Raw genomic sequence first — 13,414 nt, forward strand, 5'->3', positions numbered from 1 at the left:
GGAGAACCACGCCATGCAGTCGAAGCGCGACCAGGTGCAGGCCCACCTGTTCGTGATGGGCCGTCTCGCCACCGGCATGCTCCGCGGCGAACCCGACGCCCCCGACGCCCCCACCGGACGCACCTCCCGCGGCATCGTCACCGGCACCGTCCTCGCCGTCCTCGCCTGCCTGGGCGCCACCGTCTACGGCGTCCTCGTCCCCGGCGGCGCCACCGGCTGGAAGAAACCCGGCACCCTCGTCCTGGTCAAGGAGAGCGGCGCCCGCTACCTCTACCTCGACGGCACCCTGCACCCCCTGCTCAACGAGACCACCGCCCGCCTGCTCGCCGGCGACCAGCTCACCGTCGACCAGGTCAGCACCCACTCCCTCGCCGACACCCCGCGCGGCACCCCCCTCGGCCTCCTCGGCGCCCCCGACGGCCTGCCCGAACCCGGCCGGCTCACCACCGCTCCCTGGCTCGCCTGCGCCGCCCTGCGCCCCAGCCCCTCCGGCGACCGCCGCCCGCACCTGGCCCTCGCCGTCGACCCCGCCACCCGCGGCACCGCCCTCACCGACAACCAGGCCCTCCTGGTCACCGCCCCCGACGGCACCACCCACCTCCTGTGGCACGGCCGCCGCCTGCGCCTGGACACCCGCAACGGCGCCCGCCAGGCCCTCGGCCAGAGCGCCGCCACCGCCCAGCCCGTCCCCCAGGCCTTCCTCAACGCCCTGCCCGCCGGCCCCGACCTCGCCGCCCCCGACCTCGACCAGCGCGGCACCCCCGGCCCCGACCTCGCCACCCACCCCACCCGCATCGGACAACTCTTCACCGGCCCCAACGGCGACCACTACCTCCTCACCCCCGCCGGACTCACCCCGCTCACCCCGATGGCCTTCGAACTGCTGCGCAACGACCTGCGCACCCAGCAGAGCGCCTACCAGAACGCCGCCGTCACCCCCGCCGACGTGGGCGCCGCCGACCTCGCCGCCCACAGCGCACCCCCCGCACCCGCCGCCACCGCCGCCACCGCCCTGCCCACCACCGTGCCCGAACTCCTGACCGCCCCCCAGGGCCGCGACGTCTGCGCCGAACTGCGCCCCGGCGACCCCGGGCCCACCACCGCCGTCACCCTCGTCGACGACACCGCCCTGCAGGGCTCCGCCCCCACCGCCCAGCCCGGCGTCGAGGCGCCCTGCGCCACCGCCGACACCATCGCGGTGCGCCCCGGCGGCGGCGCCCTGGTCCGTGCCCTGTCCACCGCCGGCACCGGCGCGACCCTCTACCTGGTCACCGACAACGGGGTGAAGTACCCGCTGCCCTCACCCGCCGTCGCCAAGCAGCTCGGCTACGGCGACGCCGCCCCGCCGGGCATCCCCGAGGCACTGCTGACCCTGCTGCCCACCGGCCCCAGCCTCGACCCGGCCGCCCTCACCGGCACCCCCGCCACCCCCGCGCCCGCCGCCCCCGCACCCGCCTGCCCGCGGTGAACCCGCCGCCGACACGGCGCCGTTGACCTGAAATGAACCCGGCATCCTCAAGCCCGGGCCGACGAAAGGAACCACCCGATGGCCCCCAACCTGCAGACAGACGACGCGGTCGTCCGCGGCATCCTGGCGACCCTGGAGAGCCACATGGACGCGATGACGCGCGCCGGCACGGAGGTCGAGAACGTCAACAGCGAGGTCCAGCAGCACTTCAAGGCCGCCTGCAGCACCCAGTACCAGGGGAAGATCCAGGACTGGCAGCACCGCTACCAGCAGCTCAAGAACGCCTACCAGACCTTCCACGGCAGCTTCAGCGCCGGGCACGGCCAGGTCAACACCGCCCACGACGAGGCCGCGGGCGTCGGTGCCAACTGGGGCGGCGCCTCCGCCGACATCTACAACGGCCTCAACCCCTGACCCCGCCCCCCGCCACGCCCGCCCCACCCGACGACCCCACCGAGAGGACCCCCGATGGCCAACATCATGCTCAACCACGCCAACATCGACGAGGCCGCCGACGCCCTGACCCAGGCCGGCCAGGGCATGCACACCGCCATGGACAACTGCATGGCGGCCATCAAGACCGCCGAGGCCCAGCTGAGCGGTGACCTCGCCACCGCCGCCCACGCCTTCTACCAGGTGCTCGCCACCCAGAACGGCACCATGAACGACGACATCGTCAAGGGCGCCGAGGTCCTGCGCACCATGCACGGCCTGCTGCGCGACGCCGACAAGCGCGCCGCCGCCGGCATCGGCTGATGGGCACCCCCACGGAGCCCAACTACGAGCACACGCTCAGCGTCCACAAGGACGACCTCCAGTACTTCGCGAACACGGAGATCGGTGCCCTCCTGGACGACCTGAACAAGAACTCCGGCTACAACGTGATGCAGCGCTACGCGGGGATGCTGGACGACACGGGCAACTCGCTGCTGGTGGGCAACAGGCTGTTCTTCGCGGACTCGGTCGTCCTCGACTTCAAGAACCTGGCCACCGGCCTGGCCACCGACCTCGGCACCCTCAAGGCCCAGATGCGCCAGGCCCAGGTGAAGATCCAGCTGACGCTGACCATCATGGACGAGGCCCACGAGGAAGCCATGACGGCAGCCGAGATGATGGAGGTCCTCACCAAGGTGTCGGGCGCCGCTCCGCCCAAGTCGGGCAAGTAACACAGTAGTTGACCGTACAAGGCATGTGGGGGCACTGATGGCCGGGACCTGGGAGCAGGTGCTCGCGTTCTTCGCGGGCCCGGACCAGAAGATCGTCGACAGGAGCAAGGTCGCGGAGCTGCCCGCCGGGGCCAAGTCCTGGATCAGGCCGGACCAGGTCCAGAAGGGTACGTCCGGCGCCAACTTCTACTTCGGCACAACAAAGGACACCGGGCGTGCGGACACGGCCAAGACGGGCGAGAGCAAGCCCGACGTGTGGTGGGCGTGGAACTACACCTTCAACAGTGTCAACCACTTTGTCCTGATCGGGATCCCGGTCAACTACACGGACTGGGGCAACGACGCGGACAAGCCGCTGTCCCAGTTCATCCACCAGCACGAGGGGATCCTCGGGCCGCTGGCGGGCGGCGGCGGCAACGGCACGGTCGACCCCCGGAGCCTGCGGGTCGCCGCGCAGGGCCTGCGGGACGTGGGCACCTGGCTGGACACCTGGTACCCGCGGACGAAGAAGTGGGCCGACCTGATCGACGGCCCGGACAGCAACTGGCAGGGCGACGCGGCCGGCGAGTTCAAGATGCTGCTCAAGCGGTACGCGCTGGAGATGGAGACCATGCGACTCCAGCTGGACACGGTGAAGCACCCGGCGGACCTGGAGGCGGCAGCCGACCAGATACCGAAGACGGTCAACGGCCTCTACACCGTCCACAAGGATTGGTGGGACTCCGGGGATCTGTGGCCCTCCCACGCCATCTACTGGGCGCTGGCGGAGGAGATGGACGGCCAGAGGCCGGTGTTCGACGCCAACGGCCAAGTGACGTCCATCCCCTCCAAGACGCTCGGCGACGCCACCCAGGACGCCTTCTACGTCGCCCTGGAGAAGAAGGCGAAGGAGATCTGGCTGTCCAACGTCGTCATGTACCTCGACGCGCGGAAGGGCATGTACGGCACCGGGACGGATCCGACGGACGCCCTGGCCACCTCCTACTCCACGCTGGTCGCGGACTTCGGCCGCGGCTACGTCAACATCAGCCTGGACCTGCCCACCGCGGCGCCCCCCGGCCCGGGGGCGGGCGACGGCACCGGTGGTGACGGCAAGGGCGGTGCCGGCGGCGGCAAGGGCGGTGACGGCAAGGGCGGCGACCTCGGCCTGGGTGACGGCGCCGGCGGCGGTGGCGGCGGTGGCGGCAGCAAGTTCGACCTGTCGGGCGGCGCCGGCGGCGGCAAGGGCGGCGACGGCAAGGGCGGCAGCTCCAAGACCCACCTGCCGCCGCCGCCCCCGGTCATCGGGGCCGGTGGCGGCGGTGGCGGCGGCGCCGGCATCGGGGGCGACGGCGCGGGCACGCCGATCCTCGACAAGGACCACAAGCCCGTCCTCGACGCCAACAAGAAGCCGGTGCTGCTGCCCCCCGGCGGCTACATCGGCAAGGACGGCCAGGTCTACGACGCCAACGGCCAGAAGGTGCTCGACAAGAACCACAAGCCGGTGATCGTCCCGCCGGGCTCGGACGTCCCGCCCGGCACCGGCGGCGGCATCTACGGGCAGAACGCCAAGGTGCCCAAGGGCTCCAAGATCCGCGACGACGGGACGGTGGTCGGCCCCGACGACAAGGACGTGCTGGACCGCGACGGCAACCCCGTGGTGGTGCCCAAGGGCGGCTCCATCGCCGGGGACGGCACCCTGCTCGACTCCACCGGCCGCCCGATCTCCGACATCTCCCAGCGCTACACCGACCGGCAGCACGCCATCGACGCGATGGTCGGCAGCGGCGGCAGTGGCGGCGGCGGGACCGGCAGCGGCGGCGGCATCCGTCCGCCGTCCACCGGGTCCGACTGGAACCTGGACCTCGGCTCCTCCTTCGGCGACTACGGCTCCGGCTCGACGTCGGGCGCAGGCTCGGCCTCCGGCAGCGGCGGCCTGGGTTCCTACGCCGGCCTCTTCGGCTCCGGCGGGGGAGTCGGCGGCTCCGGGGGCACCCCGTCCGGCGGCGGCTCGATGCCCAAGCTGGTCGGCTCCGGCGGCGGGCTGAGCCCGCAGGCCATCGAGAACAGCGGCGGGCTGGCCCCGGGCGGCAAGACGGCCGCCGCCGCGGCCGCCGAGTCGGCGGCCGCGGAGAAGGCCGCGCTGCAGAAGGCCTCCGCGATGGCCGCCGAGGAGCAGGCCGCGATGCGCGGCCGGTCGATGTCCACCAGCGGCGGCGGCATGCCGATGATGCCGCCGATGGGCGGCGGCATGGGCGGCGGCATGGGCGGCCAGGGCGAGAAGGACCGTCAGCGCACCACCTGGCTCGCCGAGGACGAAGAGGTCTGGGGCACCGAGACCGGTGCGGTCAACGGCGTGATCGGCCGCTGAGCGGCACACGGCCCACCAGCAGCCCACCAGCAGGGGGGCGGCGTCCCAGGAGAGGGACGCCGCCCCGGGAAAGAACGGAAAAGGCATGTCGTACTCGTTCGAGGACCAACTGAACCAGGCCATGGCCTCGTTGGAGGAGCAGAAGGAGAGGCTGGCCGAGTCGACGCGCAAGATGCAGGCGATGACCGCCGAGGCCAGGAGCAAGGACCGGATGGTCACCGCGAAGGTCGGCCCCCAGGGCGAACTGCTCGCGCTGACCTTCCACACCACCGCCTACCAGTCCATGGCCCCGGCCGAGCTGAGCACCGTGCTGAAGGACGTGCTCAACGAGGCCAAGGCCCGGATGGGCGACCGGATCACCGCCGAGATGCGCACCTTCGAGGGCGTCGGCGAGAGCCTGCGGCTGGGCTTCACCGGCGATCGCGGCGACGAGGACCTGTTCGGAGCCGGCGGCGGACTGGACCTGGACGCGCTGCTCGCCCCGCTCACCGCGATGCGCCCCGGCGCCGACCGGACGGCCAAGTCCCGCAAGCAGGAGGAGTTCAATGGCTAACACGCTGCGCAAGGACGAGGGCCTCAAGGCGGCGTTCACCAACTTCGACGACGTGGCCGCCCTCGTCGAGAAGATCAACACGGAGATCGTGGACATCAACACCAAGAACGTCAAGGCCGGCGGCGGCGACGACATCGGCAAGCAGTACCACGAGAAGATCGACAAGCCCACCGCGGACCTGACCGGGCTGACCACGCAGATCCGTAACAAGCTGAAGGCGATGTCCGCGCACGGCCAGGGCACGGCCGACCTCTTCGACGCCGCCGACGAGCACAACCTCGGCCTGGTCTGAACCGCCCTCGCCAGGGCCTGACTCCGGGCCTGCCCGCCCGCCCCCGCACCCCCGCACCCCCGTACCACCAGCCCCGCCCCCGGAGGCCCTGCCGCCATGTCCCACTCGTCCATCCACGTCTCCCCGGGCGTGGCGCAGTTCTTCCACATCATCTCCGGCATGCCCTGGCCGGAGTCCGACGAGGGACTGCTGCGGGACGTCCGGGACGACTACCTCGCGCTGGCGGAGGACCTGCCGAAGCTGAGCGAGTACATCCTCGACGCGGTGCAGACCTGCGACAAGAGGATGGAGGGCGAGGCCGCCAAGGCCTTCAGGAAGGAGTGGGGCCAGTTCGTCAACACGGACCAGACCCAGGACCCCCTGCGCAAGGCCGCTGAACTCTGCACCCAGCTGTCCGAACTGGCCGGCAAGGTCGCCAACACCGTCGAGTACACCAAGTGGATGGCGATCGGTCAGCTCGTCCAGCTGCTCATCGAGATCGCCTTCGCCATCGCCTGGTCCGTGTTCACCGGCGGCTTCTCCCTGGTGCAGCTGGAGTGGCAGAAGATCCTGACGCGGCAGTTCCTCCTCCAGCTGCTGAAGAAGCTCGCCCAGCTGATCGCCATGCACACCTTCGGCGGCATCGTCGGCGGCCTGATCCTGGACGCCATCATCCAGGGCATCCAGTTCAACCACGGCGACCGGCACGAGTGGGACAAGGACCTCACCAAGCAGGCGGCGATCTTCGGCGCGATCAGCGGCGCCATCGGCGGGCCGCTCAGCCTGATCGGCGAGGGCCTGGGCAAGCTGATCGGCCCCCGCCTGGCCAAGCTGTTCGTGGAGAGCGCGCTCAACGACGTCATCAAGGGGCTGACCGGGATAGGCCTCAAGGGAGCGGGCAAGGAGCTCGGGGAGGGCGCCGCGGCCGGCGCCCTCAAGGGGACGGCCAAGGACCTGGCCGAGAGCGTGGCGGGCGGAGCCCTCAAGGGGGCGGGCAAGGACCTCGGGGAAGGCACCGCGGCCGGCGCCCTCAAGGGCGCGGGCAAGGGGTCGGGCAAGGAGGCCGGCCAGGGCCTCGGCCACCTGCTCGGCGACGAGGCGGCCGAGAAGTTCGCGCGAGGCATCTCCAACCTCCTGAAGGAGAACGCCCAGTACCTGGCCAAGGGCTTCAAGGCCGGGCGCAAGGTGGGCGCCGCGACCGGCGAGAAGTTCGTGCGCGAGCTCGGCGAGCTCTTCGAGAAGGAACTCGGCCAGGAACTGGGCAGCAAGTTCGCCCGGGAGATGGGCGAGCACCTCGGCAGGCAGTTCGCCGAGCACTCGCTCAAGACGGTGATGAAGGAAAGCAGCAAGGAAGCGATCAAGGAGACCCTGGAGAACCTCGCCAAGGACGGCGGCCGGGCCGCGCTCACACCCGAACTCAAGCTGCTGGTCGAGAAGATGCCCGAACTCGCGGGCGGCGTCAACAAGATGAACAAGATGTTCCACCTCGGGCACGTGCTGGGCAGCCAGTTCGAGTCGGGCATCAACCAGTACCTCACCGAGGGCATCTACAACACGATCTACAACGGCGAGTGGCAAGCCAGCGGGATGAGCTTCCTCGGCGGCTTCATGATGGGCGGGATGCGCCACATGATCATGGGGCTCGCCTCGCCGCTGACCCTGCGGTACGCGGACTTCGTCCGCGGCCTGGAGAGCTCCCGGATCACCGAGGAGTCCGGCCCCAACTACCCCATGACCCACCCGCTGACCTTCCTCTCGGTGATCAGCAACATGGGCGGCCACTCGGCGCCGTTCCCGGTGCCCCGGCGGCCCGGGCACATCGACCAGATCAACGCGCCGCGGCTGTCCGGCGGCGACGGCGCCCCGCTCAGGTCGGACGGCGCCTCACTGTCCGGCTCGTCAGTCCTCGCCGGGAACCACCACCGGGAGGAGAACGGCGACGGCGTCCTCGCCGACCCCAAGGGCAAGACCAGCCACGACTCCTCCGTCGACGGCGGCTGGGACCCGAAGGGCCCCGCGCGGCCCGTCGAGACGCAGTCCCGCGGCGACGAGCGCAACGCCACCTCCGGCCCGCCCAAGTCCACGACCGGCCCGGTCGGCAAGGACGGCGCCGCCGTGCCCCCGCCGCTGCCCAGGAAGACCGAGGGCACTCCCGAGGTGCCCGGGCCCGAGAAGCAGGGCGCCGGGAACCAGGGCGCCGGGAACTCCAGGACCGGGAACCAGAACGGCAACCAGGGCGGCAACCAGTCGAACGGCGGGGAGCGCGGCAGCACCGCGACCGCGTCCGCCGACGCGAACGGCCAGGGCGCCGTGAAGCCGCCGCAGCCGGAGCCGCAGCAGTCCAGGCCCGACCCGGCGCGCCGCACCACCGTCGTCGACGAGCACGACGAACCGCCCCTGCACGACTCCAGGACCGCCACGGACGGCGGCCCCGGGGGGTCGGCCGGACGGCAGAGCAGCGACAACAGCCCGCAGTCGCAGTCGCAGTCGCAGCCGCACGAGAACCCGAACGCGAACGGCAACGACCGGAGCACGGCCCCGGTGCCGCCGGTGCGCACCAGCGCCGGGGGCTCCGGCGAGGTCCCCGGGCCGGCCGCGCCAGGCCACCCGGACCCGAACCGCCCGGACCCGAACCGCCCGGACCTGAACGGTCCCGACCCGCAGCACCCGGTGCCGCCCGTCACCCCGCCGCCCGCGACCCCGCCGCGCGACCCGAAGCCCGACGGGCCCGGCCCGCACGTCCCCGAGGGCCCGGCCGCGCCCGCCCCGGCCGTGCCCACGGCCACCGCCTCCGGCCACCTCTACCACCGGGTCGACGCGCCCGAGCATGTGAAGGCGCCCGCCGGCGACGCCCGCCGCACGGCCTGGCACGACAAGCAGCAGTCGATTGCCGAGGACCACGACGCCAGGCTCGCCGCGATCGAGGCGAAGGAGGCGACGCACCGCGAGGTCGAGGTCCGCTTGGCCGAGGGCGCCGGGCGCCTGCCCCGGGAACTGCGCGCCCTCGCGGGCCCGGACACCCCGGTGTGGCGCCGGGCCGGCGAGTCCATGCGGGCCGACATCGAGGCGCGCCCGCACGAGCGGGAGGAGATCCTGGCCGGCGCCGCGGACCGCCTGGAACTGGCCGGCGCCCGCGAACTCGCGCTCACCTTCGCGACGAACCGCTTCGACCGGATGCTGGCCGACCGCGGCCTCGGGCCGGAGCACTCCGGCGACCACGCCCGCTCCGAGATCCGCCGCGAGGCCTCGGAGACGTTCCGGGCCGACGCCGAGCAGGACATCGCCCAGCTGTTCACCGCCCGCACCGACATCACCCCCGAGCGCAACGCCCAGGCCGCCCGGGCGCTGGAGCGCCGGCTGGAGCACGCCGCTCGCGACCTGGACGTGCGTCAGGCGCGCGCCGGGGCGAACGAGCAGATCGAGCGGGTCGTCGACGAGGCCCACGCCGACTGGTCCGCGGACAAGCTCCCCGAGCGGGACCGCGCGCTGCTGGAGGCGGCCGGCGTGTCCAAGGACGTCCGGCTGTCGCCGGAGGCCCGCGACCTGATGGCGGACACCCTGCGGGAGCGGATGGAGGACCTGCACGGCGGCGACCGCGACGGCGAGGACTCCTTCCTGCGGATCGAGGAGGAGAACGGGGAGGGCAAGGACGGGGAGGGCAAGGACGGCAAGGAGGGCAAGGACGGCAAGGACGGCAAGGAGGGCAAGGGTGGCAAGGCCGGCAAGGCCGAGGCGCTCGCCCCCGTCGACCCGACGCGGCTGGGCCGGGCCCGGCTGGAGACGGAGTTCCAGGAGGCCCTGGAACGCCACCGGGACGGGCTGGCCCACGACTTCGCCGTCCAGGCCGTCCGCGAGGCCGTGCTGAAGCGCTCCGTCGCCGCGGTGGACGACGCGGCCGCGGCGTGGAAGACCAGCGCCCCCGACCAGTTCGGCTCCGACACGCTGGCGAAACTCGGCCTGGCCGACACCCCGTCCCCGCGCACGGTGGCCGCCGCCCGCGCCGACCTCGCCCGCCGCACCGACCGCCTGGTCACCGAGCACACCGCCGCCGACCGCGACCCGGCCCGGCTCAAGGAGGAACTGGACCGACTGACCTCCCCGGCCGCGGTCAACCGCCTGCTGGCCCTGCACGGTGCCCGCGAGAAGGCGCTGAGCGCCGCCGAGGAGACCGCCCGCACCAAGGTCCCGCACGACCTGGGCGGCCCCGACGCCACCGACCACCGCACCGACCCGGCGGCCACCGTCGAGATGGCCCTGGGGCCGGTGCGCGGCGGCCGCTCCGACCGCTACGAGCCGCCGGCCTCCGCCGCGGCCCGGCGCGTGCGCGAGGGCTACACCGAGCGGGTCCGCGCCGCGTTCGAGGAGAACTTCCGCTCCCTGCTGCGCGACCCGGACGCCAAGCACCAGGCCGTCCTGCGCGAGCAGTTGAAGCAGTGGCACAGCGAGCGCGAGCGGCTGACGCAGGGCCTGGAACAGCACGTGGCCTTCGAACGCGCCGTCCTGCCCGCCCGCGAGCAGGCCGCCGAGGGCTACGACCGCCTCGCCGAGGGCCGCCGGGTGTCGGAGGAGGAGGTCCGGGACCTCAAGAACCAGTACGGCGGCGAGTTCTTTGACGCCTACAAGGACCACTGGGGGCCCGAGGACCTCGACGGCGAACGCTGGCGCGGCCACGAGGCGGCCAACGAGAACGTCTTCGGCCGCCGCCCCGCCGAGGAGCAGGCCAAGGCCGAGACCGATCACAGGCCCGAGGCCGAGGCTGAGCCCGAGCACAAGCCCGAGACCGACTCGACCCCCGAGCACAAGCCCGAGACCGAGCCCGAGCCGACCCCCGAGCACAAGCCCGAGACCGAGCCGAGCCCCGACCACAAGCCCGAGACCGAGCCGACCCCCGTACCCGGGCCCCTCACCCCGTCAGGCCCGCTCGTCCGCCCCCGGGACACCGTCCGGGAGCAGCCTTCGGGCACGAAGCCGGGCGGGGACCGCCCGGAAGGCCACGAACTCGTCGAGCAGGGCGACCGCCGCCCGGACACCCCCGCACCCGAGGACCACCGGCCCGCGACGGCCGGACCGCTGCAGGAACAGGAACGCCGGACGCTCCTGACGACCCGGCAGGACCACGAGGGCACCGGGCCCCGCCGTGACGAGCAGGAGCAGGCACACCAGGAGCCGGCCCGGAAGGAGCGCGAGGCCGCCCAGGAGACCGTCCACCCGGTGGCGCAGCGCACGCCCGCGAAGTCCCCGCACTCGGACTCGGAGGACGACTGGAGCACCGGCGGAACGGACGACGAATCGTCCGCCCCCAGGAATGCGGCGGCTCAGATCACCCAGGCCACCCAGGCGGTCCACCTCACCGAGACCGAGCCGGAGACCCCGTCGGTGACCCAGCCGGAGGCCCAGCCGGAGATCGAGCAGGGCTCGGTGCTGGACCTCCCCGTCGAGCCCCTGCCGGCGGGCTCGTTCGAGGCCGCTCAGCTGTGGCGCACCCGTGACCGGCTTCCGGAGTTCCACATCCAGGACCACACGCTGATCACGTGGCCCCGCGAGGGCGACACGTCCGACCTCCCGGAGGCCCCGGACGAACTCTTCCGGCACGCGGTCGACCTGATCGAAACCCGGCTGCAGTCCATCCTCGACCGGGCCGAGGACGTCATCCATGACCCCCAGGCCCAAGACCACGACCGCGACGCCGCCCAGGTGCTGCTCGACACCCACACCGTGCTGGCGGGCGACGGCTGGTCGCCCGCCTACATCAGCGAGTTCCTCCACCTGCAGATGCGGCTGCGCGCCAGTGCGGTGCCCAACCTGTTCCCGGAGCGACTGTTCGAACAGAACCCGCAGCCCCTGGAGGGAGGCGGGCAGTCGGGATTCCGCATGTTGACCGCCTACGAATTCCCGGACGGCCCGATACCGAGGGAGCACGACGGCGGCCCGCTGCGCGGCAGCAACGGCGCCGCCGACGCGTTCTACACGTGGCTGAAGGACGAAGCAGGCGGGCACCCGGGCTACATCGCGGAATGGGAGGGAACCCAGGGCGGCGGATCCTGGGAGGGGTCTCCCCTGAGCGCGAAGCTGATGTTCGCCCACTTCCGCCCCGGTGACGGGGTGCAAGCGGAGTACCTCTGGCGCAAACTCGGCTCCCAACACGACATCGTGTACGGGCAGGACTACGTCCGCAGCATGGTGGCCCAGCACGTCTTCACCCACGAGTTCCTGAAGAGGACGGAGCTGCCGAACGTGGACCGCGCCACCGGGCAGGTCACCCTGTTCCGGCTGGAAAGCCAGCGGCACATCGACAACATCACCGGCAGCGAAGACCGGCAGCAGGGCCGGCCGATGCCGCTCCTGCGGGGGCCGGCCGAGTCGTTCAGCCTGCTGTCGCCCTTCAAGGAACCGCACAGCACCAGCGACAGTGGTCCGTTCTACGTCACGGTCCAGACCGTCCCGATCCACCGGGTGTTCGGGACCCACCTGCAGGGCCGGTACGAGAATCTCACCTCTCCGATCTTCGGCGGTGAGGACGAGTTCGTCGTCATGTCGGCGGGCAGGGAGATCATCTTCAACGGCATGACCGTGCCCCTCACCCCGCGCCAGCGGGCCGAGGAGCAGCAGGCCGCCCAGAACACCCAGAACGCCCAGCCCGTCCAGCCCGCCCAGGCGCCGGCGGCCCCCGCCGCCGTGACTCCGCCGGCGCAGGTGCCGGGTCCGGCTGTGCCGCCCGTTGCTCCGGGTGCGGTGCTGCCCGCCTCGGCCTGGGCCGACATCAGGACGTCCGCGCCGCCCGCGCGGATGGAGACGGAGCGCTTCGATCCTCTCGTGCGCGGGCAGGCCGGCCCGGGCGACATCGCCGGCCCCGGCGTGCGCGACCAGTACGAGAACCGGCAGCCGAGCCTGGGCGGGCTGCACGGCGCCGAGACCGCGATCAGCTACGACGTGCGGCGCTTCGAGGCCCAACCGGGTCACTGGGTCACCGAGTTCACGCTGAATCTGCACCTGCAGGGGCCGGACGGCCGCCCGCTGCCCACGCACGAGGCCACGCGGATGCTCGACCGGGTCCGGGCGGTGGTCGACGAGCGTTTCAACGAACGGTTCCGCCTGCCCGGCGGGGACCAGGTGCACCTGCGGGTGGACGGCACGCAGAACGAGGCGGGCGCGCACCGCGCGATCACCGTGGTTCCCGGTCGCGACCGCAGCGACCAGCTCACCTGGTACGACGAGAGCCCGCCCGGGGTGCTGCTGCACGAGGTGCTGCACTTCCTGGGCCTGCCGGACGAGTACGTCGAACGGGCGGCGACGCCGGGTGACGCGTTCGCGCTGCGCCGGCGCGACCGGTGGGCGGGTGAGGACGGGGTGATGGGCACCTCGGCCCACCGGGACGACTTCACGGTGCTGCCCCGGCACCTGGAGCGGATCGAGGAGGTCCTGCGTTCCGGCCCGGTCGTGCGTGATCTGACGTTCGCCCAGTACCGGTCCGGCTCGACGGTCCCGACCGCCCCGGCGCCGCACGCCCCGGGCACCGGCGCCGTCGCCCCGGCGCCGCCCCGCACCCCGGCCGCCGCGCCCGGGCCTCCGCCGCCGCCCCCGCCGCCGCCGGGCGGTCCGCTGGCAC

The 13,414-nt window shown here is 72.7% G+C and carries 7 protein-coding genes and 1 pseudogene; all 8 read left to right on the forward strand.

The window, feature by feature from the left end; translation table 11 throughout:
* The first annotated feature begins 13 nt into the window (after nucleotides 1–13).
* Entirely contained in the window at nucleotides 14–1,468 is a 1,455-nt protein-coding gene (eccB, locus tag ACFV0O_RS39165; RefSeq protein WP_380349193.1) for a type VII secretion protein EccB, read from the forward strand.
* Between the two features lie 78 nt (nucleotides 1,469–1,546).
* A complete protein-coding gene (locus tag ACFV0O_RS39170) occupies nucleotides 1,547–1,882 on the forward strand; it encodes a hypothetical protein (protein WP_380349195.1) in 336 nt (111 codons plus the stop codon).
* 54 nt (nucleotides 1,883–1,936) lie between these two features.
* A complete protein-coding gene (locus ACFV0O_RS39175; RefSeq protein ID WP_380349197.1) occupies nucleotides 1,937–2,224 on the forward strand; it encodes a hypothetical protein in 288 nt (95 codons plus the stop codon).
* Nucleotides 2,224–2,634 (forward strand): hypothetical protein, encoded by a 411-nt coding sequence (locus ACFV0O_RS39180; protein WP_380349199.1) that lies wholly within the window; start codon nucleotides 2,224–2,226, stop codon nucleotides 2,632–2,634. The genes ACFV0O_RS39175 and ACFV0O_RS39180 overlap by 1 nt, the downstream gene beginning before the upstream one ends.
* 37 nt (nucleotides 2,635–2,671) lie before the next feature.
* Nucleotides 2,672–4,984, forward strand: a complete 2,313-nt coding sequence (locus ACFV0O_RS39185; RefSeq protein ID WP_380349201.1) for a hypothetical protein — start codon at nucleotides 2,672–2,674, stop codon at nucleotides 4,982–4,984.
* A gap of 85 nt (nucleotides 4,985–5,069) precedes the next feature.
* Complete coding sequence (locus ACFV0O_RS39190; protein ID WP_360263570.1) at nucleotides 5,070–5,537, forward strand: YbaB/EbfC family nucleoid-associated protein; 468 nt, start codon at nucleotides 5,070–5,072, stop codon at nucleotides 5,535–5,537.
* Nucleotides 5,530–5,829 (forward strand): hypothetical protein, encoded by a 300-nt coding sequence (locus ACFV0O_RS39195; protein WP_360263567.1) that lies wholly within the window; start codon nucleotides 5,530–5,532, stop codon nucleotides 5,827–5,829. Before ACFV0O_RS39190 ends, ACFV0O_RS39195 begins: the two co-directional genes overlap by 8 nt.
* Nucleotides 5,830–5,925: 96 nt before the next feature.
* Nucleotides 5,926–13,414: pseudogene (locus ACFV0O_RS39200) on the forward strand (hypothetical protein); the annotation flags it as partial.

Source organism: Kitasatospora sp. NPDC059577, from assembly GCF_042735475.1.
Taxonomy (GTDB): domain Bacteria; phylum Actinomycetota; class Actinomycetes; order Streptomycetales; family Streptomycetaceae; genus Kitasatospora.

Bases quoted from the DNA above. Each gene is read 5' to 3' on its own strand.
- eccB (WP_380349193.1), top strand. From the start codon at position 14: ATGCAGTCGAAGCGCGACCAGGTGCAGGCCCACCTGTTCGTGATGGGC.
- ACFV0O_RS39170 (WP_380349195.1), top strand. From the start codon at position 1,547: ATGGCCCCCAACCTGCAGACAGACGACGCGGTCGTCCGCGGCATCCTG.
- ACFV0O_RS39175 (WP_380349197.1), top strand. From the start codon at position 1,937: ATGGCCAACATCATGCTCAACCACGCCAACATCGACGAGGCCGCCGAC.
- ACFV0O_RS39180 (WP_380349199.1), top strand. From the start codon at position 2,224: ATGGGCACCCCCACGGAGCCCAACTACGAGCACACGCTCAGCGTCCAC.
- ACFV0O_RS39185 (WP_380349201.1), top strand. From the start codon at position 2,672: ATGGCCGGGACCTGGGAGCAGGTGCTCGCGTTCTTCGCGGGCCCGGAC.
- ACFV0O_RS39190 (WP_360263570.1), top strand. From the start codon at position 5,070: ATGTCGTACTCGTTCGAGGACCAACTGAACCAGGCCATGGCCTCGTTG.
- ACFV0O_RS39195 (WP_360263567.1), top strand. From the start codon at position 5,530: ATGGCTAACACGCTGCGCAAGGACGAGGGCCTCAAGGCGGCGTTCACC.